Below are 21,695 nucleotides of genomic sequence, written 5' to 3'. Positions count from 1 at the left end.
CCATGACCACATCCACGACCAAGCCCTATGACGCCGAGGAGATCGAGGCGGCCCGCAAGCTCTTCGAGGGGCCGTGGGATTTCGTCTGGGCCTCGACCAAGATCGACGACCTGCCGCCGATGGTCGGCCAGGAGATCGCCTTCGCCGGCCGCTCCAATGTCGGCAAGTCGAGCCTGATCAATGCGCTGACACGGCGCAACGCCCTGGCGCGCACCTCGCATACGCCTGGCCGGACGCAGCAGCTCAATTTCTTCCGCCAGGTCGACCATGACGAGCGGCTGACCATCGTCGACATGCCCGGCTATGGCTATGCCGCCGTGGGCAAGGAGAAGGTCGCGGCCTGGACCCGGCTGATCCACGACTATCTGCGCGGCCGCTCGAACCTGATGCGCGTCTATGTGCTGATCGATGCCCGCCACGGCATCAAGGATGTCGACGGCGCCGTGCTGGAGACGCTCGACAAGGCCGCCGTCTCCTATCAGGTCGTGCTGACCAAGGGCGATGCGCTGAAGCCGGCCGACCAGCAGTTCATGTGCGAGGCGACCTATGACGAGATCAAGCGTCGTCCGGCCGCCTTCCCCGAGGTGCTGCTGACCTCCAGCGAGAAAGGCTCGGGCATCCCCGAGTTCCGCGCCGCGATCGCGCGGGTGCTGGCGGAGCGGCAGTGAGGATCGCGTGACCGCCACCCGCATGCATCTCGCGCTGGCCGCGCTGATGGGGCTCGCCGGCGTCGCCCTGCTCGCAGCCGCCGCCCATGTCACCGGCACGGCCAATGTCCAGACCGCCGGCCAGATGCTGCTGTTCCACGCCTCGGTCGTGATCGGCGCCACCGCCGCCCGCAAGGGCGGGCATCTCCAGGATATGCTGGCGCGGATCGCTCTCTCGGCGATCATCCTCGGCGCGGCGCTGTTCGCGGCCGATCTCTCCCGCCGCGGCTTCGCCAACGAGGCGCTGTTCCCGCGTGCGGCGCCGATCGGCGGCTGGTTCATGCTGGGCGGCTGGCTCGGCCTCGCCGTTGCCGCGGTGACCGCCAGGCGCAATTGACGACCAAGCGCGCCTGACCGGCAGCGGACATCCTTCCGCAGCCGCGCAAGTTCGGGTAGAAGCGCCGCCGGACCTTTCCTGCGGCCGCGCGGAGCCTGCCCGAATGACCGACCATCCCCTTCTGACGCCGTCGCAATCCGCCGAGCTGCTCGTGCAGGCGTTGCCGCACATGCAGCGCTACGATCAGGAAATCATCGTCATCAAGTATGGCGGCAACGCCATGGGCGACGCGGCCACGGCAGAAGACTTCGCCGAGGATATCGTGCTGCTCGAGCAGTCCGGCCTGAAGCCGGTCGTCTGCCACGGCGGCGGCCCGCAGATTGCGGCGATGCTGAAGAAGCTCGGCATCCAGTCCGAGTTCAAGCAGGGCCTGCGCGTCACCGACGAAGCGACCGTCGAGGTCGTCGAGATGGTCTTGGCCGGCTCGGTCAACAAGGAGATCGTCGGTTACATCACCCGCGAGGGTGGTCGCGCCATCGGCCTGTGCGGCAAGGACGGCAATATGGTCACCGCCCGCAAGGTGACCCGCACGATCGTCGACCCGGATTCCAAGATCGAGGAAGTTCTCGATCTCGGCTTCGTCGGCGAACCCGAGACGGTCAACACCACCGTGCTCGACGCCGTGCTCAAGGCTGAGCTCATTCCGGTGCTGGCGCCGGTCTGCGCCGCCGCCGACGGGCAGACCTACAACGTCAACGCCGACACCTTCGCCGGCGCCATCGCCGGCGCGCTGAATGCCAAGCGCCTTCTGCTGCTGACCGACGTACCGGGCGTGCTCAACAAGGACAAGCAGCTCATCCCCGAGCTGACGGTCGAGGAATGCCGCCGCCTGATCGCGGACGGCACGATCTCGGGCGGCATGATCCCGAAGATCGAGACTTGCATCTACGCGCTGGAGAAGGGCGTCGAGGCGGTCGTCATCCTCGACGGCAAGGTGCCGCACGCCGCACTGATCGAGCTCTTCACCGACACCGGCGCCGGCACGATCATCCGGCGCTGAGAAGCACGCGGCGTCATTCTCGGGCGGAGCATAGCTCCACCCGAGAGTTTCGTGACCAGAGGGCGCCGGTTTCCGAGATGGTCGGGTCAAGCCCGACCATGACGGCGCACGCCCCCGCCGCGATTGAGCCTTGGCCAAGGACTTGCGGCGCAGTCTCCGGATCGCCACATCACCTAGTCCTATGAAAATACTCGCTGACATACCCGCCGCAGCACCGCCCTTTCCGGCAGAGGGCTTCGCGCATGTCGATCACTGGATCTTCGACCTCGACAACACCCTCTACTCGCACGAGGCGAAGGTCTGGCCGCAGGTCGACGAGCGCATCACCCTGTTCCTCGCAGAGCTGTTCGGGCTCGATGGGCTCTCCTCGCGTGCGTTGCAGAAATATTACTACCAGCACTACGGCACGACGCTGAAGGGGCTGATGGAGGAGCATGGCGTCGATCCCGGCGATTTCCTCGACTTCGCCCACCAGATCGACCTGACCCTGCTCGACCCGAATCCGGACCTCGGCGAGGCGATCGCGGCCCTGCCCGGCCGCAAGCTGATCCTGACAAACGGCTCGCGCGGGCACGCCGAGAACGTCGCCGGCAAGCTCGGCATCCTCCATCACTTCGAGGACATCTTCGACATCGTGCAGGCCGGCTTCACGCCCAAGCCGGAGCGTTCGACCTATGAGGCCTTTCTCGCCAAGCATTCCGTCGATCCGGGCCGGGCGGCGATGTTCGAGGATATCGAGAAGAACCTCGTCGTGCCGAGCGCGCTCGGCATGAAGACCGTGCTGATCGTGCCGAAGACGCCTGACCCTTTCCGTGAGACATGGGAACAGGTCGCCGTCGAGGCCGGACATGTCCATCACGTCACGGCCGACCTCACCGGCTTCCTGAAGCCGCTCGGGCGGCCTGCCGAACGCCGCGCCTGAGACCGCAGAAGGTTTGCCGCGGGATACGTTTTCAGAAAAGGAGATTCTGTTCTTCTTTACGAACAGAAAGGGAAGTGCTAGTGGCGTTGTCCGTTATAAAGAACGGACTGAGGTTCCCCATGTCGGCATCGGACAACGCCGCAGCCAAGCTGCATCCTGAAACCCGCCTCGTCCACGCCGGCACCATGCGCTCGCAGTTCGGCGAGACGTCCGAGGCGCTGTTTCTGACGCAGGGCCATGTCTACGACAGCGCCGAGCAATGCGAGGCCCGCTTCCTGAACAAGGATCCGGGGTTTCAGTACGCCCGCTTCTCCAATCCGACCGTGTCGATGCTCGAAGGCCGCATGGCCGCCTTCGAGAGCGCCGAGGCCTGCCGCGCCACGGCGACCGGCATGGCTGCCGTCACGGCGGCCGTGATGGCGCCGCTGCGCGCCGGCGACCATGTCGTGGCGGCGCGCGCGCTGTTCGGCTCCTGTCGCTACATCGTCGAGGACCATCTGCCGCGCTACGGCGTGGAGTCGACGCTGGTCGACGGCACCGATATCGAGGCCTGGCGCAAGGCCGTGCGGCCGAACACCAAGGTCTTCTTCCTCGAAACGCCGTCGAACCCGACGCTCGAGGTGATCGACATCGAGGCCGTCGCGAAGATCGCCAAGGCCGCCGGCGCCCGGCTCGTCGTCGACAACGTCTTCGCGACCCCGCTCTTCCAGCGCCCGCTCGAGCTCGGCGCCGACCTCGTCGTCTACTCGGCGACCAAGCATATCGACGGGCAGGGGCGCTGCCTCGGCGGCCTCGTCGTCGGCTCGAAGGAGCTGATCGAGGGCGACATCCAGACCTTCCTGCGCCAGACCGGCCCTGCCATCTCCCCCTTCAACGCCTGGGTGATGCTGAAAGCGCTGGAGACGCTGCCGCTGCGCATCGCCAAGCAGGCGGAGAACGCCGCGAAAGTCGCGGATTGGCTCGCTGCCCATGCCAAGCCGTCCAAGGTGATCTTCTGCGGTCACAAGAGCCACCCGCAGGCCGAGATCATCGCGCGGCAGATGAGCGGCCCCTCGACGCTGATCGCCTTCGAGGTGCCGGGCGGCAAGGACGCCGCCTACCGCCTGCTCAACGCCTGCAGGCTGATCCGCATCTCCAACAATCTCGGCGACGCCAAGAGCCTGATCGTCCATCCGGCGACGACCACGCACCAGCGTTTCACCCCCGAGGTCCGCGCCGACATGGGCGTCACCGACGGCATGATCCGCCTTTCGATCGGGCTCGAGCATGCCGACGACCTGATCGCCGATCTGGAGCAGGCGCTGGCGAAGGTTTGAGCTATTCCTCCTGGCCGTCATTCTCGGGCGAAGCGTAGCGCAGACCCGAGAATCTCAGGCAAGGGAAGCTCCGGAACCTCGTCCGGCATGAGATGCTCGGGTCAAGCCCGAGCATGACGCCTTTCGAGCGCACCTGTGGCCATCCCCGCCCGCCCCTGCTAAAGCGGGGCCGGTTCCCGCCAAGGCTTGAGAGGCGAGCATGCGTTCGGGCGAAGTGAAGCGCCGCACCAACGAGACCGATATCGCGGTCTCGCTCCTGATCGACGGCACCGGCAAGGCCGAGATCGCCACCGGCGTCGGCTTCTTCGACCATATGCTCGACCTCTTCGCCCGCCATTCGCTGATCGACCTCACGGTCAAGGTGAAGGGCGACACCCATATCGACGACCACCACTCGGTCGAGGATGCCGGCATCGCCATGGGCGAGGCGCTCAAGACAGCGCTCGGCTCGAAGAAGGGCATCCGCCGCTATGCCGACGTGCACCTGCCGATGGACGAGACGCTGACCCGCGTCGCGGTCGACGTCTCCGGCCGGCCGTTCCTGGTGTTCCGCACCGAGTTCAAGGCACAGAAGATCGGCAGCTTCGACACCGAGCTCGTGCGCGAGTTCTTCCAGGCCTTCGCCATCAACGCCGGCATCACGTTGCATGTCGAGACGCTCTATGGCGACAACGCCCACCACATCGCCGAAAGCTGCTTCAAGGGGCTGGCACGGGCGCTGCGCCAGGCGCTGGAAGTCGATCCGCGCGAGGGCGATCGCATCCCCTCGACCAAGGGCGCGCTCTGAATTCTTCGCCTGCGCATTTTCTTCACGCGAAACGGTACCCACTTCGCTCGAAAATGCTCTATAGCATCGGACCGAAAAGTGGATTCCACTTTTCGGACAAATCCGAAGCGATAACAAATGGATAGATCACCGTCACCGCGCCCTGCCGGACGCCCGGCGATCTAGGAAGCGACCATGGCATTCTACACGGTTCTGACACCGCCCCTGGCCACAGGCGGCCGTGGCGAGGAAATCGAGCAGGCGCGCCTCATTCCCGAGAGCTTCTCCTGGGGCGCCTTTCTGCTCACGGGCCTCTGGCTGCTCGGCAGGAGGCTGTGGCTCATGACCCTGCTGTTCGTGCTGGTGGGGGCCGGGCTGATCTATCTGCGCAGCCGCTTCGGCCTGCATCCGAGCGCGCTGTCGCTGATCTATTGGTCGATCGCGCTGTTCCTCGGCGTCGAGGGCAACAACCTCATCGTCCGCAAGCTCCTCCGCAAGGGCTGGAGGCTCGCGGACGTGGTCGAGGCACGCAGTCTGCCGGAGGCCGAGCGCCGCTACTTCGAGCGGGCGCTGGCCGGGGAGGCCGCGCCGCCACGCAGCGGACCCGCCACCCCCGCCGCAATGGTCCGCCCGAGCGGGCCGCTGCCGATCATCGGCCTGTTCCCGGAGGCCCGCGGACGATGAGCCAGACCGTTGCCATTATCGACTACGGCTCGGGCAATCTGCACTCTGCCGCCAAGGCCTTCGAGCGGGCGGCGCAGGAAAGCGGCATCACCTCGACCATCCACGTCACCAGCGATACCTCGATCGTGCGCGCCGCCGACCGCATCGTGCTGCCGGGCGTCGGCGCCTTCGCCGATTGCCGGCGCGGGCTCGATGCCGTGCCCGGCATGGTCGAGACGCTGGAAGAGGTCGTGCGGGCCAAGGGCCGGCCTTTCCTCGGCATCTGCGTCGGCATGCAGCTGCTGGCGTCGCGCGGGCTCGAATACACCATCACACAGGGGCTAGGCTGGATTCCCGGCGACGTCACACTGATCAAGCCGAACGACGACAGCCTCAAGATCCCGCATATGGGCTGGAACACCCTGCACAAGCAGGATGAGCACCCGCTGCTCGACGGCATCGAGACCGGGCCGCAGGGGCTGCACGCCTATTTCGTCCACTCCTACGCCCTGACGGCGGAGCGGCCGCAGGACGTGCTGGCGCTGACCGACCATGGCGGGCCGGTGACCGCGATGGTCGCGCACGGCAACGTCGCCGGCACGCAGTTCCACCCCGAGAAGAGCCAGAAGCTGGGGCTCAAGCTCATCGCCAATTTCCTGAGCTGGAAGCCATGATCCTCTTTCCCGCGATCGACCTGAAGGAAGGCCGCTGCGTGCGGCTGAAGCAGGGCGACATGGCCCAAGCTACCGTCTTCAACGACGACCCGGCAGCGCAGGCAGCCGCCTTCGAGGCCCAGGGCTTCCAATGGCTGCATGTCGTCGACCTCGACGGCGCCTTCGCCGGCAAGCCGATGAATGCAGCCGCGGTCGAGGCGATCCTGAAGCGCGTCGCCTTTCCGGTGCAGCTCGGCGGCGGCATCCGCGACATGAAGACGGTCGCCGGCTGGCTGGAGAAGGGCATCCGTCGCGTCATCATCGGCACGGCGGCGGTGCGCGATCCCGGCTTCGTGCGCGAGGCGGCGAAGGAATTTCCGGGGCAGGTCGCGGTCGGCATCGACGCACGCGACGGCTTCGTCGCCGTCGAGGGCTGGGCCGAGACCTCCTCGCTCGCGGCGGCCGATCTCGGCAAGCGCTTCGAGGATGCCGGCGTCGCCGCGATCATCTACACCGACATCGCCCGCGACGGCATGCTCCAGGGCATTGACTGGGAGGGCACGATCGCGCTGGCGCAGGCCGTGTCGATCCCGGTCATCGCCTCGGGCGGGCTGGCCTCGATGGCCGACATCGAGCGTCTCTGCGCTGATGATGCCGCCATCCTGGAAGGCGCGATCACCGGCCGCGCGCTCTATGACGGGCGGATCGACGCGGGCGAGGCGTTGAAGCGACTGGCGGCCTGAGCTCCTCTCCGAACTCGTTGCAGTCATTCCGAGAGCCGTCATGCTCGCCCTTGTGGCGAGCATCCACGTCTTGAACTCAACATTCGACCAACGAAGACGTGGATGGTCGGCACAAGGCCGACCATGACGGAGAAGGTGGCATACCCGAAACCTGCGCCCCAGTTCGTGCGGGAGCGGCAGCGGCTCAGCGCACGAACTGATCGTAGATCTTTGCGAATTCGCCGTTTGCCTTGGCGAGGTGGAGCCACTGGTCGACGAAGGCCTTGAAGGTGGCGTCGCCGCGCGGGAGCATGTAGCCCATCTCGCCATATTGCAGCGGCTCGTCCGGATTGACCGCGCAGAGGCCGGGCTTGGCCTTCTCCTGCACCTTCACCTCGATCGACTCGGCGACCATGAGGTCGGCCTTGCCGGCGAGGATCTGGTCGAAGATCGTGACGTTGTCGGGGTAGACCTCGATCTTGGCCTGCTTGAAATTGGCGCGCACGAAACGCTCATTGGTGCCGCCCGGATTGACGATGACACGGGTCTCCGGCTTGTCGATGTCGGCGACCGTCTGGAACTTGCCCTTGTCGGCGCAACGCACGATCGGCGCCTTGCCGTTGACGAGATAAGGCGCGGAGAAGAACACCTTCTTCTGCCGGTCGAGCGTCACCGAGATGCCGCCCATCGCAACGTCGCATTTGCCCGAGCCCATATCGGTCAGCAAATCCGCCCATTTCGTCTGGACGAACCTGGGCTCGACGCCGAGCGCCTTGGCGAGCGACTTCGCCAGCTCGATGTCGATGCCCTCGAAGGAGCCGTCCCTGGCGAGGGTGAAGGGCTTGTAGTCGCCGGTGGTGCAGATTTGCAGCGCACCGCGGCTCTGGACGGTGTCCAGCAGGCTCTGCGGTGCCTGCGCCTGCGCGCCGCTGGCGGTGGCAAGGCCGAGGAAGCCGGCAGCAATGGCGGCGCAGCGCAACATGGTCGATACGATAGTCATGGCACTCCCCTCTTTGGACTGCTATCAGTCGCCGCCAGCAGAGCAGGCTTGCTCCTGGCGATCAATCGGTTCCGCGCATGAGTTTTCCCTGCCGATGACCCTGAAAACCCGCATCATCCCCTGCCTCGACGTCAAGGACGGCCGCGTCGTCAAGGGCGTGAAGTTCCTCGATCTCGTCGATGCCGGCGATCCGGTCGAGGCCGCCAAGGCCTATGACGCGGCCGGGGCCGACGAACTCTGCTTCCTCGACATCACCGCGAGCCATGAGGATCGCGGCATTCTGTTCGACGTGGTGACGCGCACGGCCGAAGCCTGCTTCATGCCGCTGACCGTCGGCGGCGGGGTGCGCAAGGTCGAGGATATCCGCGCTTTGCTGCTTGCCGGCGCCGACAAAGTCTCGATCAACACCGCCGCCGTCACCAACCGCCAGTTCGTCAAGGAAGCGGCCGAGAAGTTCGGCGACCAGTGCATTGTCGTCGCCATCGACGCCAAGCAGGTCTCGCCGGGCCGCTGGGAGATCTTTACCCATGGCGGGCGCAACGCCACGGGCATCGAGGCCGTCGCCTTCGCGCGCGAGGTCGTCTCGCTGGGCGCGGGCGAACTGCTGGTGACCTCGATGGACAAGGACGGCACCAAGTCCGGCTACGATCTGGGCCTGACTTGCGCGATCGCCGATGCGGTCTCGGTCCCGGTCATCGCCTCCGGCGGCGTCGGCAATCTCGACGATCTCGTCGCCGGCGTCAGCAAGGGCCATGCCTCGGCGGTGCTCGCCGCCTCGATCTTCCATTTCGGCACCTACACGATTCAGCAGGCCAAGATGCATATGGCGGAAGCCGGGCTGCGGATGAGGCTCGACTGATGGCCGGCTTCACCCTCTCCGATCTCGAAGCCCGCATCGCCGAACGCGCCAGCGCCTCGCCTGAGGAATCCTGGACCGCCAAGCTGCTCGCAGCCGGGCCGGAGCGGGCCGCCAAGAAGTTCGGCGAGGAAGCGGTCGAGGCCGTGATCGCGGCGGTGAAAGGCGACCGGGCCGAGCTCATCGCCGAAAGCGCCGACGTGCTTTATCATCTTTTGGTCGTGCTCAAGGCGCGCGATGTTGCATTGCGGGACGTCTTGAGCCAGCTTGAGGCCCGCACCGCCCGCTCCGGAGTGGCGGAAAAGGCGGCCCGGCCCCGTTGAGTACCGCGAGGATGAACCCGCGTTGAACCTGGAAGCCTGGATTGCGGGTCGCGTCATGGACCAGCGTCACATCACGACTTCGCCTGAGCGCGAACTGGTCTCGCCCTACCGCCTGTTCTCGCGGGACGAGTGGGCGCATCTGCGCGCCGATGCTCCGCTGACTCTCTCGGTCGACGACCTGACCAAGCTGCAATCGATCAACGATCCGATTTCGCTCGACGAGATCGTGGCGATCTACCTGCCGCTGTCGCGCCTGCTCTCGCTCTACGTCGCCGCGACGCAGGGCCTGTTCAAGGCGACGCAGCGCTTCCTGATCGCCGAGTCCGAGGTCAAGGTGCCCTATGTCATCGGGGTTGCCGGCTCGGTAGCGGTGGGCAAGTCGACCACGGCGCGCGTGCTGAAGGCGCTGCTCTCGCGCTGGCCGAACACGCCGAAGGTCGAACTCGTCACCACCGACGGCTTCCTGCTGCCCAATGCCGAGCTCGAGCGCCGCGGCCTGATGCAGCGCAAGGGCTTCCCCGAAAGCTATGATGGCGCGTCGATCCTGCGCTTCCTCTCGGACGTGAAGGCCGGCAAGCCACAGGTGACGGCGCCGGTCTATTCGCACCTCGTCTATGACGTGGTTCCCGGCGAGACGGTGACGGTCGAGCGGCCGGACATCCTGATCCTCGAAGGGCTCAACGTCCTGCAGCCGAGCCGGATGCCGAAGGATGGCACGGTCATTCCCTTCGTCTCCGATTATTTCGATTTCTCGGTCTATCTCGACGCCGATGAGAACGACCTGCACCGCTGGTACGTCAACCGCTTCATGACGCTGCGCCAGACCGCCTTCCGTGACCCGCGCTCCTTCTTCCGCAAATACGCCGAGATCGGCGAGGAGGAGGCGCTCGGGATCGCCGAGAAGCTGTGGACCGGCATCAACCTGCCGAACCTGCAGGAGAACATCCTGCCGACGCGCCAGCGCGCCAGCCTGATCCTGACCAAGGGCGCGAGCCACCGCATCCAGCAGGTCGCCCTGCGGCGGCTGTGATCGCCACGATCTTGCTCAAACCGTCCTCGTCATTCTGGCCGCCGCGAAGCGGATCGCCGGAATCCATCGTGGAGTGCCGAGCGCTTCGATGGATTGCGGATCTGAGCGGCTGCGCCGCTTGCCCGGAATGACGTGGGATCCGTGGAAGCACTCTCCTCCCTCGGCCTGATGGCGGGTGCGGCTTTCGTAGCCGCCACCTTGCTGCCGGCGCAGTCGGAAGCGGTCTTTCTCGGATTGCTGGCGACGAAAAGCGCCGATCCGCTCGCGCTGTTCCTGACCGCGAGTCTCGCCAACACCGCCGGCTCCATCGTCAACTGGTGGCTCGGATGGCTGATCGCGCGCCACGGCGTCGAGAAGCTCCCGGCACGGCTGCGGCCCGATCCGGCCCGCTTCGCGCAGGCACAAGCCTTCTTCAGCCGTTTTGGCTGGCCCTCGCTGCTGCTGGCCTGGCTGCCCATCGTCGGCGACCCGCTGACCTTCGTCGCCGGCACGCTGAACTATCCGCCCGGCCGCTTCATCGCGCTCGTGCTGCTCGGCAAGGCGGGCCGCTACGCTGTGCTCTGGTTGGGTTGGGTGAGCCTCGTCTGAGCGCCTTATGATTTGCGAAACCGGCCATACCGGGCTACCAGCGAAGGCATCCGTTCAAGGAGATTTGACTATGAGCATTCAGCGTATCGGCGTCGGCCCGCGCATGTCCAAGGCCGTCGTGCACGGCGACACCGTCTATCTGGCCGGCCAGGTCGCGGACAAGGCCGCCGGCAAGAGCGTGGGCGAGCAGACTGCCGACATCCTCGGCATCATCGACGGGCTGCTGGCCGAAGCCGGCACCGACAAGTCGAAGCTGCTGATGGTCAATATCTGGCTCTCCGACATGTCGACCTTCGCCGAGATGAACGCCGTCTGGGACAAGTGGGTGATCGCCGGCCAGACGCCGGGCCGCGCCACGGTCGAGGCCAAGCTGGCCGCGCCGCAGTTCACCGTCGAGATCGCGGTCATCGCTGCGAAGTAAGTATTTGGAGCATTCCGCGTTCTTCGGATCGCGGAATGCTCCACCTCTTCATTTTATCGCATTTTCTGAACGCGAACCGGTATCCACTTCGCTCGAAAATGCTTGAGGCCGAGGCGGAACGGGAGGCAGCCATCAGTCAACCCGACCAGATCGTCCCGCTTCTGGCGCGCGTCGCCGGACGCCACGGCCTGCCGCCGGTGGCGCTGGCGGCGATGATTGCGGACTGGCTGCGTCGCCCCGGCCTGACACTTCCCGCCGAAGCCTTGCTCGATCGCAAGGCCGCGGACTTCCTCTCCCTGGCCCAGAGCCTTGCGGTAACGGTCGGCGACGCCGAAATTCAGCGTCTGCGCCGGGAGGCCGCCGCAGCCCTCGGTGCCGGAAGCTTCGCCGATGCGGACAAAGCCCTGGCGCAAGCCGAACTGCACGCCATCGGCGGCGCGTCAGACCTTTCGACACTGCCGACCGAGCGACGGCTGCTGATTGGCGAGAACCGGGCGGATCGTGCGACGCTCAGCTTCCTGCGCACAACCGCCGAAGGCTATCGCGAAGCGTCCACCCGTTACGGCGAGGCCTCCACATTGATCGGCCTCGCCGATGTCGAACGCAGCCGCGCTGCCGCGCTGGATCAGGCGAAGGCGTTGGCGCGCATCAGCGAGGATTTCGGCGGGCGCGACGGCTATGACACCGCCATTGCAGCGTTGCGCCGCCTGCTCGAAGGTCTCGACCGCCTGGCGGATACCGTGGCCTTTGCCGGTGCCCAGGAGGCTCTGGCCACTGCGTTGGAGGGTCTCGCGGCGCTCACCGGCGAGACGAAACTTCTGACTTCGGCGCTCGCCCATTGCCGTTCAGGCATCGAATATCTGAGCCGCGACGAGGACCCGTCGCTCTGGCGCATGCTGAAACTGCGCATCGGTCGAATCGCTGTCACGCTCGGGGTGACGCAAAAGGACGATGAGCTGCTCGAAGAAGCCATCGCGGAGTATGCCAGCGTCCTCGCCGCATGGGATCGCACCGACGACGAGCCGCGCTGGCTTGAGGCCGAGCATATGATCTCGCGGGCCCGGGCGACGCTCGGCCGCCGCCGAAGCGATCTTTCGCTGCTGGAGCGTGCCTTCAACGGGCTCAACCGGGTATCCATGGCGACGGAGCGCAGCCGCGAGCCATTGCGCTGGGCGGAACTCCAGGACCAGATGGGCAGCGTGCTCGCGGCCATGGGCGAGCGCTACAGCGAGCCTGTCGTCATCGAGGAGGCGATCGCCGCCTTCGCCGCCGCCCTGCAGGAACGGCGACAGGAGAGCGTGCCGTTGCTCTGGGCGCGCAGCCTCGCCAATCAGGCCGAGGCCATGCTTCAGCTGGCGCGACGCAACAAGGACAAGGAGCTGGCGCAGAAGGCGCTGGCTCAGTTGATGACGGCGACGGAGACGGCCCGCCGCTCAGCAGGCAGCGATTCGCTCGTCGCCGATCTCCAGAAGCGGCTCGTCGCCGCCGGGGCCGTGGCGACCAAGCTGATCAGCGACTGACGAAGCAGCCGTCCGCTTCAGCGCAGGCGGCGGGCGGCCAGCCTCTCCAGCGCCGCATCGAGCGTCGCGTCACGCTTGGCGAAGCAGAAGCGGACGACATTCCTCACCGCGCCCTCGGCATAGAAGGCACTGACCGGGATCGCGGCGACGCCGCTCTCGGTGACGAGGCGCCGACAGAAATCGGCATCGTCGCTCTCGCCGAGCGGTGCGATGTCGACATTGAGGAAATAGGTCCCGGCGCTGGGCAGCACCGTAAAGCCGAGATCGCCCAGGCCTGCGGCGAAACGGTCGCGCGAGCGCTGGAAATCGGCGCGCATGCCCTCGAAGTAGCCGTCCGCCTTGCCCAGCCCGTAGGCGACGGCCGCCTGCAGGTTCGGCGGGGTGGTGAAGGTGATGTATTGATGCGCCTTGGCGAGGACCCGCATGATCGCGGGGGCGGCCATGACGAGCCCGACCTTCCAGCCCGTGAGCGAGAAGATCTTGCCGGCCGACGAGATCTTGACGGTACGCTCGCGCATGTCCGGCCGGCCGAGGACCGAGGCATGGCGATGTCCGTCGAAGACGACATGCTCCCAGACCTCGTCGCAGATCGCGATCGCGTCGTGGCGGACGCAGAAATCGGCGAGGATATCGAGATCGGCCTGGCTGAAGATCGTCGCCGTCGGGTTGAGCGGGTTGTTGAACAGCACGACCTTCGTCTTCGGCGAGAAGGCCTTCGCCAGCGCCTCTTCCGTCAACCCGAAATGGGGCGGCGTCAGCGTCACGAATTTCGGGATCCCGCCGGCGCGCCGCACCAGCGGCAGATAGGCGTCATACATCGGCTCGAACAGCACGACCTCGTCGCCGGGCGTGACGAGCGCCATCAGCGCTCCGGCGATCGCCTCGGTCGCACCGGACGTCACCATCACCTCGCTGTTCGGATCGAGATCAAGGCCCTGCCAGTGCTTGAAGTGCGTGGCGGTCGCCTGTCGCAGTTCAGGCAAACCCATCATCGGCGGATATTGGTTCCAGCCGTCCATGACGGCATCCGCAGCCTTGCGCCGCACATCCTCCGGACCGGGATCGTCCGGGAAGCCCTGGCCGAGATTGACCGCGCCGGTTTCGCGCGCGAGCTGCGACATCGCCTCGAAGACGGTGGTCGGAAGAGCAGAGAAGATCGGATTCATCGCAGAGGCCGGCAGGAGCAAGAACGAGGCTGGCTTAGCACGCCGGGGCGTGGCGCGCACCCCGGGACCGGTGCCTAGCCACGGCGCCTGTATCGACTGCCGAGTGATGAATGTTGACATTCGTCATGGGTCAGTGTTTATTGAGTCTCAGCCGGTCCTCGGCGGGATCTTGTTACGACTTCGCCCCTTTGGCGTAGCAAGGTGCCGCAGTGGACCGGCGAACCTTGTCAGGATGATCGATCCCCACGAGCAGGATCGTTCGGCGCAGACGGCGCCAGAGTTCTGCACCTTCCTTGCATGAAGATTGCCCCCGGCAACCGGCTTTCCGCGCCACGGAAAACCGGGCTAAGCAGGCTGATGTCCCGCGCTCCTACGCCCGCCATCATGATCCTCGGCACCGGCTCCAATGTCGGAAAGTCACTGATCGTCGCGGGCCTCTGCCGGCTCCTCGCGAATCGCGGGCTCCGCGTGCGCCCCTTCAAGCCGCAGAACATGTCGAACAATGCCGCTGCGACCGCCGCAGGCGAGATCGGACGCGCGCAGGCGCTGCAGGCACGCGCCGCACGCATCGAGCCGCATCCCGACATGAACCCGGTCCTGCTGAAGCCCGAAGGCGAGCAGGGCAGCCAGATCATCCTGCAGGGCCGCGTCGCCGGGCGGCTGGCCTCCCGCGATTTCGCGCGGCGCGGCGATTTCCTGCCGCGCGTGCTCGAGAGCTTCGGGCGCCTCGGTGAGCAGGCCGATCTCGTTATCGTCGAAGGGGCGGGTTCACCGGCCGAGACCAATCTGCGCACCCGCGACATCGCCAATCTCGGATTCGCGCGGGCCGCCGGCGTTCCTGCGGTGCTGGTCGGCGATATCGACCGCGGCGGGGTCATCGCCAGCCTCGTCGGCACCCATGCCGTGCTCGATCCGGCCGATCGGGCGATGATCCGCGCTTTCGCGATCAACCGCTTCCGCGGCGATATCGGATTGTTCGGCCCCGGCCTCGACACCATCGCGACAGCGACGGGCTGGCCCTCTCTGGGTGTCATCCCCTGGTTCGCGGACGCGGCGCGCCTGCCCGCGGAAGACGGGCTTGATATCCGGTCGGGGCGGAAGCCCGGCGCGCGGCTCAAGATCGTCGTGCCCGTGCTGCCGGGCATCGCCAATTTCGACGACCTCGATCCGCTCAAGCTGGAAGACGGCGTCGATCTCGCCATGATCGGCCCCGGCCGGGCGCTTCCAGGGGATGCCGATCTCGTCATCCTGCCGGGGTCCAAGACGACCTTGCGGGACCTTGCGGCGCTGCGACGGGAGGGCTGGGACATCGACATCCTCGCCCATCGCCGGCGCGGAGGGCATATCCTCGGCCTCTGCGGCGGCTATCAGATGCTCGGGCGCGTGGTCCGCGACCCGCATGGACTGGAAGGCCCCGCAGGAGAGGCGGCGGGCCTCGGCCTTCTCGATGTCGAAACCAGCCTTGATGCAGAGAAGACCGTTCGCGAGGTCGGCTTTAGCGACATCGCCAGTGCCACCCATGGGCAAGCCTATGAGATCCATCTCGGCCGAACCATGGGCGACGACACTCTCCGCGCACCATTCGCGGTCCACGGGAGGGCCGAAGGCGCGGCCAGCCCCGACGGCCGCGTCGCGGGCTGCTATCTGCATGGCATCTTTGCCTCCGACGCAGTGCGCGGCGCCTGGCTCGCACGGATAGCCGGCACCAGCCTGCCGTCGTCGCTGGCTTATGACGAGGCCATCGACGGAACGCTCGACGCGCTTGCAGACCATCTCCAGCGCCATCTCGACATCGATGCGCTGCTGGACATCGCGAAATCGCGGCTTCCGGCCCCGTAGGTCAGCCGAATGCCGGCACTTCCCGCGCAACTTGCCGCGGCATGGCAGCGGCTGTCAGCATCCGACTTCAGGCGGGTTTGATCTGCGTCAAGGCAAAAGTCTTTATTCGCCATAAGGTTGACGAATGACGAAAATCGTCATAGAGATCAATTCTTCACCGCATTCGTTGAAATACAAGCAAGCCGGCGACGCCGTGAGTCATTCCGAACGCGATACCAAGCAGATCATCGTCGACACCGCCGAACGCTTTTTTCGGGACATCGGCTATCAGAAGACGACCGTGGCGGACATCGCGAAGTCCCTACGGATGAGCCCCGCCAATGTCTACCGCTTCTTCGACTCCAAGAAGTCGATCAACGAAGCGGTGCTCGAGCGCTACAAGCGCGAGCAGGAAGAGGCGATCGCCAACATCGCCGCCGAGGATCGCCCTGCCGCGGACCGGCTGCGCGACATTCTCGCCACCTCCTACCGGCTCAACGCCGCCCGCTTCGCCGGGCATGCCAAGATGCAGGAAATGGTCTGTGCGGCCATGGAGGAGAGCTGGGACGCGATCATCGCGCATATCGAGCGCTTCGACGTGGTTCTGCGCCGGGTCGTGGCGGATGGCATCGCCCGCGGCGAATTCCGGCCCATGGAGCCGGCCCATGCGACGGGCTGTATCCGCACGGCGATGATCCGCTTCATGCATCCGCTGCTGATCACGCAATGCGAGTGCATTCCCGGCCCTTCGCCCGACGAAATGATCGCCTTCGTCCTCAGCGCGCTGGAAGCCAGGCCGCCTGTGAACTGAGCAACCGCGCAACGCTGCGTTGACAAGCCATCGAGGGAGCGGGATACCCCGCCTGACATGGCCATCCTGCCCAAACAGAATCTGAAGAAGACAGCTGTCATCGTCCACGACCTCGTGATGACGGCGCTGGCGATCTGGCTCGTCTTCGTCGTCCGCTTCGAAGGTGGGCAGCTCGACGAGCATCTGCGCTACCTGCCGCGCTTCCTGCCGTTCTTCGTGGCTTATGCGGGGCTGGTCTACTGGTTCTTCTCGCTCTACCGCTCCAAGTGGCGCTTCGCCTCGCTGCCGGACCTGTCGAACATCGTCAAGGCCGTCTCGGTCCTCACCGTGACCCTGCTGGCCGTCGACTATGTGCTGGTCGCGCCCAATTTCTACGGCAATTTCTATTTCGGCAAGATCACGATCGCTCTCTACTGGCTCGTCCAGACCGCTCTGCTGGGCGGACCGCGCCTTGCCTATCGCTACCTTAAATATGCCCGGTCGCGCTCCAGCGCGGAACGCGAGGCGACCCTGCCGACCCTGATTCTGGGGCGTGGCGTCGAAGTCGAAATGGTGATCCGCGCCATCGAGACGGGCACGATGAAGCGATTGCAGCCGGCTGGCATTCTGTCGCCCCGCCCCGACGATCTCGGCCAGTCGATTCGCGGCGTCCCGGTGCTCGGCTTGCTCTCCGATATCGAGGAAATCGCGTCCGATGCCGCCGAGCGCGGCGAGGCCTTCCGCCGCATCGTGGCCACGCCCTCGGCTCTGTTGCCCGAGGCGCAGCCCGAGAAATGGCTCGCGCGGACCCGTAAGCTCGCCCTGCCGATCTCGCGCATCGAGGCGTTGGGCGAAGGGGCGCGCGACACCGAGGTCGCGCCGCTGGAGATTGAAGACCTGCTGGTGCGCTCGACGGTCGCCATCGACCGCGAACGGCTGGGCGCCTTTCTCAAGGGCAAGCGGGTGATCGTCACGGGTGGCGGCGGGTCGATCGGCTCAGAGATCTGCCTGCGCTGCGCCGCTTTCGGTGCGGCCGAGCTGCTGATCGTCGAAAGCTCGGAGCCTGCCCTGTTCCAGATTACCGAGCAGCTTGCCGTCCAGGCTCCGGACACGGCTGTCTCGGGCGTCCTGGCCGATGTGCGCGACCGTGAGCGCATCATGCCGCTCTTCGTCGCCTTCCAGCCCGACATCGTCGTCCATGCCGCCGCACTGAAGCACGTACCCTATCTCGAGGCGGACTGGAGCGAGGGCATCAAGACCAACATCTTCGGCTCGGTGAACGTCACCGACGCGGCCGTCGCCTCGGGGACGAAGATCTTCGTGCTGATCTCGACCGACAAGGCGATCGAGCCGGTCTCGATGCTCGGCGCCACCAAGCGCTTCGCGGAGATGTACGCGCAGTCGCGCGACGCCGAGTTCGTGGCTGCGACCTCCGGCATCAGGCTGGTGGCGGTGCGCTTCGGCAATGTCCTCGGTTCCGTCGGATCGGTGGTGCCGAAATTCAAGGCGCAGATCGCCCGCGGCGGCCCCGTCACCGTCACCAGCCCGGACATGATCCGCTACTTCATGACGATCCGCGAGGCCTGCGATCTGGTGCTGACCGCAGCCTCGCACGCACCGGCCGGCGGGCCGGATGCCGAGCGGGCCGCTGTCTATGTGCTCAAGATGGGCCAGCCCATGCGGATCATGGATCTGGCCGAGCGGATGATCCGCCTCGCCGGCTTCGAGCCGGGCGAAGACATCGAGATCACCGTGTCAGGCGTCAGGCCCGGCGAGCGACTGAACGAAATCCTGTTCGCGCGGGACGAGCCGATGGCCGAAACCGGGCTCGACGGCGTCATGGCCGCCAAGCCGATCTTCGCCGGCCGGGCCCGCCTGCAGGGCTGGCTGGCCCGTCTGGAAGCGGCCGTGAAGGCCGACGACCGCGCCGCGGCCAATGCGGTGCTCGAAGAGGCGATCCCCGATTTCAGCCAGCGCGAGGCCCAGCAGCAAGCCGCGCCAGAGCCGCTTTCGTCTCTGCAGGCGGTCGCCAGCCGGCCTTGAGCAGGCGCTCGGGCCGCGCGACGAGGCTCCCCGCCAGCTTGACGAAGGTCTCCTCGCGCCCGGAGAGGCGCGCCAGCCGCCTGAGCAACGGCTCCGGCACCGAAATAAGCCCCGGTGAACGGCCGAGGCCGAGGCGCAACGCCGCCAGAATGTCGGCGACGCTGATCGGCTCGGGGTCGGAGACCGTGTAGGCCTGCCGTGCCGGGCAATCGGGCGTCAGGGCGAAGCGGATGGCGTCGGCGATGTTCTCGACCGCGAGCAACGAGCGCGGAGCCTTCAGGCCCCCGAGCGGCAAGGGGATGGGCAGGCTTGCGAGCCTGAGCAGCGCCGCCATGTTGGCCTTGACACCGGAGCCGTAGATCAGCACCGGGCGCAGCGCCACCCAATCGAGATCCAGCCGGTCGAGCCCATGTTCGGCCGCGAGCTTGGAGCGGCCATAGGCATCGCCGGGCGAAGGCTCTGCCGCTTCGGACAGTGGCGCCCCGTCGAAGGCGCCGGACAGTGCCTTGATCGATGAGAGGTAGACGAAGCGCCGCACGCCGGCCGCCACGGCCGCTTGCGCCAGTTCCAGCGTCGCTTCGGTATTGATGCGGTCGTAGAGCGCTTCGTCGAGGCCTGGCCCGGCATGGGCAAGGCCTGCCATATGAACCACGTGATCGACGCCTTCGAGAGCCGGCCGCCAATCGATCGGCCCCGCCAGATCGCCCGTCACGATGGTTTCGGCGCCGCCCGGTCCGTCGTACGGGCGACGCTGGGCGAGACGAAGGCGATAGCCGGCCTGCGTCAGAGCCGCCACGACATGCGGGCCAACGAAGCCACTGGCACCGGTCAAGAGGATCAACGGGCTAGCCACGGCGTGGCCCTGCCGCAAGGCGGCGCAACAGCAAGCCCGTCAGCAAGCAGGCGGCGGCGAGGCAAGCCAGCTGGACACCGATCTGCGGCCAGGCGATCGAGATGCCGGCCAACACAGCGAGAGCGACATTCAGAAGAGCGACGCGCCCGACCACCGCGATCACGCTGAAGCCGTTCGTCGTCGCCTGCTGGTAGAAATGCGAGCGATGCGCCTCCCAGACCTTCTCGCCACGCGCCAGACGGCGCAGCAGCGTGATGGTGGCATCGGTGATGTGGTAGAGCGGCAGGATCACTGCCGCGGCAAGGGCACCGGTCCCGGCCAGCCGATAGAGCAGATAGGCGGTGACGAGGCCGATCGGCAGCGACCCGACATCTCCGAGAAACAGCCGGGCCACCGGCTTGTTGAAGGGAGCAAAGCCGATCAGCCCGCCACAAAGCGCGGCGGCCAGCCAACCGGTGACCGGATCGATCACGCCGAGGCTTCCCGCAAGTGCGAGAGCTCCGGCCAGCGGTACGATGCCGGCGACGGTGATCCAGTCGAGCCCATCCATGAAGTTGACGAGGTTGACGAACCAGACCCCGGCGAGAAGGGCCAGCGCCCGCTCGACCGCCATCGGCATGATCTCCGGAAACAGGCGCAGCTCAGGTGCGGCGCGAAACAGCACATAGCCGACGCAGGCCGCCTGCAGCACGAGGCGAAGACCGGCAGGCAGAGGCCGGATATCGTCCCAGGCGCCGACGATGGCCAGCGCCAGAACCGCCGCGCCGACGATCAGCACCGTCCGCCACGCTTCGGCCTCCGCCCGGCCGAGCCAGAGCGCCACGGCCAAGGCCAGGAAGGCTCCGGCGAGCACGGCGATGCCTCCCCCCTGCGGCGTCGGCACTTTGTGGCTGGAGCGGGCATTCGGCCGGGCAAGCGCATAGCGCATCAGAAGCGGGCGCAGCCAAACGCAGAGCAACGCCGCCAGCAGGGCGGCGGCGGAGAGGGCGGCAAGGGGGATCAGCAGGATCGACAAAGCGGGCCGCACCATAGTCGAGGCAGCGCAAAAGCCTAGAGCTAATGCACCGCCCAGCACTCGACGATCGACGCCGGCCCTCTATGCAATCTACTGCTTGAAGCCGATCAGCACGCCATCGGCGCCAAAGGAAAGCTGAAGCCCCTGCCGGCGCGTGGCGAGCTGCAGGGTCACGCCCTTGTCGTTGCGCAGCCAGACATTGCCGCTTCCCTGATTGCCGACCGCCCAGCCTTCCTTCAGCTGAACATAGGCGCCAGGGAAATCGGAGACGTTTCGCAGCCCGTAGACCGTCCCCGTCGCGACGGTGCGGGAGGCGCCGATCGAACCGATGCCGAGGCCGCCGACGGTGATCGGATAGGAGCGGCCGCGGAAGCGCAAGGTACCGCCGCCTGCCTCGCCAGACGCGATAAAGCCCGCCTGGACCTGCTCGATGCGGACCGAACCCGTTGAGGGGCCGAGCGAGCGCGCCGACTGCGCCATCGCTGGCGAAGCCAGCATCAGAAAGGCGGCGAAGGAAACGGTCGTGTGCCTGATCGTGATCATGTTCTACTCCTTGCGCTCGATGGGCGGCGCGGGGAATGAACCCGCGAAGCGCGATTTCGATCCCGGCACAAGGGCGCAGCGACCTGGCGTGGCGTTACCGCGTTCCGTCGGCGAGGCGACGAGAGAGCGAAAGAACCGCCCCAAAAGCCGAAAACCGCACAATTCGACGCAATTTTATCTGCTGAATTGATCCCGATTTCAGAGCCCGCCCGGCATGGTCCCGCGTAACGATCCATCCGCCGCAGGTCATCATGTCTCCCATACGCTTTGTGAGTTTCGCCTTCCTGCTGACGCTCGCCGTCTTTTTCTTCTCTTCGGCGCAGTCGGCGCCGGTGTGACCCGGCTTTCGGCCCCCTCACATCATCGCTTCGGAACCTTCAACGACCGCGGGTTCCGCTACCCCTGAGCCCGCCCGGCTACGCCCCCGTGTCTGCGATCTGCAGGATGTAGCGGCCGTAATCGCTTTTTGCGATCTTCTGGCCGAGGGTGGTCARCTGGGCGTTCGAGATCCATCCCTGGCGATAGGCGATCTCTTCGGGGCAGGCGATGCGCAGGCCTTGCCTGGCTTCGAGGGTGCGGACGAACTCGCCGGCCTCGAGCATGCTGTCGGGGGTGCCGGTGTCGAGCCAGGCGAAGCCGCGGC

At 66.4% G+C, this 21,695-nt stretch carries 24 protein-coding genes and 1 pseudogene; 19 read left to right on the top strand and 6 right to left on the bottom strand.

Going from position 1 to position 21,695, the window contains the following annotated elements; all coding sequences use genetic code 11:
* Positions 1 to 2: 2 nt before the first annotated feature.
* From yihA to hisA, 9 genes are all read left to right on the top strand, one after another.
* On the top strand, positions 3 to 668 hold the full coding sequence (gene yihA / locus AC1DNE_RS18210) for a ribosome biogenesis GTP-binding protein YihA/YsxC (RefSeq protein ID WP_441471115.1): 666 nt from the start codon (positions 3 to 5) through the stop codon (positions 666 to 668).
* A gap of 7 nt (positions 669 to 675) precedes the next feature.
* Positions 676 to 1,044, top strand: a complete 369-nt coding sequence (locus AC1DNE_RS18205) for a DUF423 domain-containing protein (protein WP_476767203.1) — start codon at positions 676 to 678, stop codon at positions 1,042 to 1,044.
* A 103-nt stretch (positions 1,045 to 1,147) separates the two neighbouring features.
* On the top strand, positions 1,148 to 2,044 hold the full coding sequence (argB, locus tag AC1DNE_RS18200) for an acetylglutamate kinase (RefSeq protein ID WP_441471113.1): 897 nt from the start codon (positions 1,148 to 1,150) through the stop codon (positions 2,042 to 2,044).
* A 181-nt stretch (positions 2,045 to 2,225) separates the two neighbouring features.
* Positions 2,226 to 2,966: a pyrimidine 5'-nucleotidase gene (locus AC1DNE_RS18195; RefSeq protein WP_476767204.1), complete on the top strand. Its 741-nt coding sequence runs from the start codon at positions 2,226 to 2,228 to the stop codon at positions 2,964 to 2,966.
* 119 nt (positions 2,967 to 3,085) lie between these two features.
* Positions 3,086 to 4,282 (top strand): O-succinylhomoserine sulfhydrylase, encoded by a 1,197-nt coding sequence (locus AC1DNE_RS18190; RefSeq protein WP_476841144.1) that lies wholly within the window; start codon positions 3,086 to 3,088, stop codon positions 4,280 to 4,282.
* Between the two features lie 199 nt (positions 4,283 to 4,481).
* Positions 4,482 to 5,069 carry an imidazoleglycerol-phosphate dehydratase HisB gene (hisB, locus tag AC1DNE_RS18185; RefSeq protein WP_441471110.1) on the top strand — a complete coding sequence of 196 codons (588 nt, stop codon included), beginning with the start codon at positions 4,482 to 4,484 and terminating at the stop codon, positions 5,067 to 5,069.
* A gap of 174 nt (positions 5,070 to 5,243) precedes the next feature.
* On the top strand, positions 5,244 to 5,732 hold the full coding sequence (locus AC1DNE_RS18180; protein WP_441471109.1) for a DUF2628 domain-containing protein: 489 nt from the start codon (positions 5,244 to 5,246) through the stop codon (positions 5,730 to 5,732).
* Complete coding sequence (hisH, locus tag AC1DNE_RS18175) at positions 5,729 to 6,385, top strand: imidazole glycerol phosphate synthase subunit HisH (protein WP_441471108.1); 657 nt, start codon at positions 5,729 to 5,731, stop codon at positions 6,383 to 6,385. Before AC1DNE_RS18180 ends, hisH begins: the two co-directional genes overlap by 4 nt.
* Positions 6,373 to 7,107 carry a 1-(5-phosphoribosyl)-5-[(5-phosphoribosylamino)methylideneamino]imidazole-4-carboxamide isomerase gene (hisA, locus tag AC1DNE_RS18170; protein ID WP_441471342.1) on the top strand — a complete coding sequence of 245 codons (735 nt, stop codon included), beginning with the start codon at positions 6,373 to 6,375 and terminating at the stop codon, positions 7,105 to 7,107. Before hisH ends, hisA begins: the two co-directional genes overlap by 13 nt.
* A 184-nt stretch (positions 7,108 to 7,291) precedes the next feature.
* On the opposite strand, the gene AC1DNE_RS18165 is transcribed toward hisA, so the two are convergent.
* Positions 7,292 to 8,086, bottom strand: a complete 795-nt coding sequence (locus AC1DNE_RS18165) for a transporter substrate-binding domain-containing protein (protein ID WP_476767207.1) — start codon at positions 8,084 to 8,086, stop codon at positions 7,292 to 7,294.
* A 94-nt stretch (positions 8,087 to 8,180) separates the two neighbouring features.
* Between AC1DNE_RS18165 and hisF the strand changes: the two genes are divergently transcribed.
* The 6 genes from hisF (at position 8,181) to AC1DNE_RS18135 (ending at position 12,824) form a co-directional block, all read left to right on the top strand.
* Complete coding sequence (hisF, locus tag AC1DNE_RS18160; protein WP_441471106.1) at positions 8,181 to 8,945, top strand: imidazole glycerol phosphate synthase subunit HisF; 765 nt, start codon at positions 8,181 to 8,183, stop codon at positions 8,943 to 8,945.
* Positions 8,945 to 9,265 carry a phosphoribosyl-ATP diphosphatase gene (locus AC1DNE_RS18155; RefSeq protein WP_441471105.1) on the top strand — a complete coding sequence of 107 codons (321 nt, stop codon included), beginning with the start codon at positions 8,945 to 8,947 and terminating at the stop codon, positions 9,263 to 9,265. The genes hisF and AC1DNE_RS18155 overlap by 1 nt, the downstream gene beginning before the upstream one ends.
* Before the next feature lie 55 nt (positions 9,266 to 9,320).
* The gene (gene coaA / locus AC1DNE_RS18150; protein WP_441471341.1) at positions 9,321 to 10,295 is read left to right on the top strand and encodes a type I pantothenate kinase; all 975 of its coding nucleotides are present in this window, start codon (positions 9,321 to 9,323) and stop codon (positions 10,293 to 10,295) included.
* A gap of 141 nt (positions 10,296 to 10,436) precedes the next feature.
* A complete protein-coding gene (locus AC1DNE_RS18145) occupies positions 10,437 to 10,883 on the top strand; it encodes a YqaA family protein (protein ID WP_441471104.1) in 447 nt (148 codons plus the stop codon).
* A 70-nt stretch (positions 10,884 to 10,953) separates the two neighbouring features.
* Positions 10,954 to 11,304, top strand: coding sequence for a RidA family protein (locus AC1DNE_RS18140; protein WP_441471103.1), 351 nt, complete (start codon positions 10,954 to 10,956; stop codon positions 11,302 to 11,304).
* Between the two features lie 98 nt (positions 11,305 to 11,402).
* Entirely contained in the window at positions 11,403 to 12,824 is a 1,422-nt protein-coding gene (locus AC1DNE_RS18135; protein WP_476767209.1) for a hypothetical protein, read from the top strand.
* Positions 12,825 to 12,841: 17 nt separating this feature from the next.
* Here the strand turns inward: AC1DNE_RS18135 and AC1DNE_RS18130 are convergent, their stop codons facing one another.
* Positions 12,842 to 13,990 carry an aminotransferase gene (locus AC1DNE_RS18130; RefSeq protein WP_441471101.1) on the bottom strand — a complete coding sequence of 383 codons (1,149 nt, stop codon included), beginning with the start codon at positions 13,988 to 13,990 and terminating at the stop codon, positions 12,842 to 12,844.
* Positions 13,991 to 14,347: 357 nt separating this feature from the next.
* Between AC1DNE_RS18130 and AC1DNE_RS18125 the strand changes: the two genes are divergently transcribed.
* The 3 genes from AC1DNE_RS18125 (at position 14,348) to AC1DNE_RS18115 (ending at position 18,641) form a co-directional block, all read left to right on the top strand.
* On the top strand, positions 14,348 to 15,829 hold the full coding sequence (locus AC1DNE_RS18125; RefSeq protein WP_441471100.1) for a cobyric acid synthase: 1,482 nt from the start codon (positions 14,348 to 14,350) through the stop codon (positions 15,827 to 15,829).
* Between the two features lie 193 nt (positions 15,830 to 16,022).
* A complete protein-coding gene (locus AC1DNE_RS18120) occupies positions 16,023 to 16,619 on the top strand; it encodes a TetR/AcrR family transcriptional regulator (protein WP_441471099.1) in 597 nt (198 codons plus the stop codon).
* Between the two features lie 66 nt (positions 16,620 to 16,685).
* The gene (locus AC1DNE_RS18115; RefSeq protein WP_441471340.1) at positions 16,686 to 18,641 is read left to right on the top strand and encodes an SDR family NAD(P)-dependent oxidoreductase; all 1,956 of its coding nucleotides are present in this window, start codon (positions 16,686 to 16,688) and stop codon (positions 18,639 to 18,641) included.
* Here AC1DNE_RS18115 and AC1DNE_RS18110 read toward each other — a convergent pair.
* The 3 genes from AC1DNE_RS18110 to AC1DNE_RS18100 all read right to left on the bottom strand — a co-directional run bounded on the left by AC1DNE_RS18110 (position 18,565) and on the right by AC1DNE_RS18100 (position 21,052).
* A complete protein-coding gene (locus tag AC1DNE_RS18110) occupies positions 18,565 to 19,494 on the bottom strand; it encodes an NAD-dependent epimerase/dehydratase family protein (protein WP_441471098.1) in 930 nt (309 codons plus the stop codon). The genes AC1DNE_RS18115 and AC1DNE_RS18110 overlap by 77 nt on opposite strands.
* Positions 19,487 to 20,503: an MraY family glycosyltransferase gene (locus tag AC1DNE_RS18105; RefSeq protein ID WP_441471339.1), complete on the bottom strand. Its 1,017-nt coding sequence runs from the start codon at positions 20,501 to 20,503 to the stop codon at positions 19,487 to 19,489. Before AC1DNE_RS18105 ends, AC1DNE_RS18110 begins: the two co-directional genes overlap by 8 nt.
* Before the next feature lie 96 nt (positions 20,504 to 20,599).
* Complete coding sequence (locus AC1DNE_RS18100) at positions 20,600 to 21,052, bottom strand: hypothetical protein (protein ID WP_476767210.1); 453 nt, start codon at positions 21,050 to 21,052, stop codon at positions 20,600 to 20,602.
* Here AC1DNE_RS18100 and AC1DNE_RS18095 point away from each other — a divergent pair.
* The gene (locus AC1DNE_RS18095; RefSeq protein ID WP_476767211.1) at positions 21,033 to 21,242 is read left to right on the top strand and encodes a hypothetical protein; all 210 of its coding nucleotides are present in this window, start codon (positions 21,033 to 21,035) and stop codon (positions 21,240 to 21,242) included. The two genes, AC1DNE_RS18100 and AC1DNE_RS18095, sit on opposite strands and share 20 nt — an antisense overlap.
* A gap of 226 nt (positions 21,243 to 21,468) precedes the next feature.
* On the opposite strand, the pseudogene AC1DNE_RS18090 reads toward AC1DNE_RS18095, so the two are convergent.
* A pseudogene (locus AC1DNE_RS18090) lies at positions 21,469 to 21,695 on the bottom strand (glucose-1-phosphate thymidylyltransferase RfbA); the annotation flags it as partial.

Source organism: Allobosea sp. 05L423 (assembly GCF_056397745.1).
This window is presented reverse-complemented; position numbering and strand designations above follow the sequence as displayed.

Bases quoted from the DNA above. Each gene is read 5' to 3' on its own strand.
- yihA (WP_441471115.1), top strand. From the start codon at position 3: ATGACCACATCCACGACCAAGCCCTATGACGCCGAGGAGATCGAGGCG.
- argB (WP_441471113.1), top strand. From the start codon at position 1,148: ATGACCGACCATCCCCTTCTGACGCCGTCGCAATCCGCCGAGCTGCTC.
- AC1DNE_RS18195 (WP_476767204.1), top strand. From the start codon at position 2,226: ATGAAAATACTCGCTGACATACCCGCCGCAGCACCGCCCTTTCCGGCA.
- AC1DNE_RS18190 (WP_476841144.1), top strand. From the start codon at position 3,086: ATGTCGGCATCGGACAACGCCGCAGCCAAGCTGCATCCTGAAACCCGC.
- hisB (WP_441471110.1), top strand. From the start codon at position 4,482: ATGCGTTCGGGCGAAGTGAAGCGCCGCACCAACGAGACCGATATCGCG.
- AC1DNE_RS18180 (WP_441471109.1), top strand. From the start codon at position 5,244: ATGGCATTCTACACGGTTCTGACACCGCCCCTGGCCACAGGCGGCCGT.
- hisH (WP_441471108.1), top strand. From the start codon at position 5,729: ATGAGCCAGACCGTTGCCATTATCGACTACGGCTCGGGCAATCTGCAC.
- AC1DNE_RS18165 (WP_476767207.1), bottom strand. From the start codon at position 8,086: ATGACTATCGTATCGACCATGTTGCGCTGCGCCGCCATTGCTGCCGGC.
- hisF (WP_441471106.1), top strand. From the start codon at position 8,181: ATGACCCTGAAAACCCGCATCATCCCCTGCCTCGACGTCAAGGACGGC.
- AC1DNE_RS18155 (WP_441471105.1), top strand. From the start codon at position 8,945: ATGGCCGGCTTCACCCTCTCCGATCTCGAAGCCCGCATCGCCGAACGC.
- coaA (WP_441471341.1), top strand. From the start codon at position 9,321: ATGGACCAGCGTCACATCACGACTTCGCCTGAGCGCGAACTGGTCTCG.
- AC1DNE_RS18140 (WP_441471103.1), top strand. From the start codon at position 10,954: ATGAGCATTCAGCGTATCGGCGTCGGCCCGCGCATGTCCAAGGCCGTC.
- AC1DNE_RS18135 (WP_476767209.1), top strand. From the start codon at position 11,403: ATGCTTGAGGCCGAGGCGGAACGGGAGGCAGCCATCAGTCAACCCGAC.
- AC1DNE_RS18130 (WP_441471101.1), bottom strand. From the start codon at position 13,990: ATGAATCCGATCTTCTCTGCTCTTCCGACCACCGTCTTCGAGGCGATG.
- AC1DNE_RS18125 (WP_441471100.1), top strand. From the start codon at position 14,348: ATGTCCCGCGCTCCTACGCCCGCCATCATGATCCTCGGCACCGGCTCC.
- AC1DNE_RS18100 (WP_476767210.1), bottom strand. From the start codon at position 21,052: ATGATCACGATCAGGCACACGACCGTTTCCTTCGCCGCCTTTCTGATG.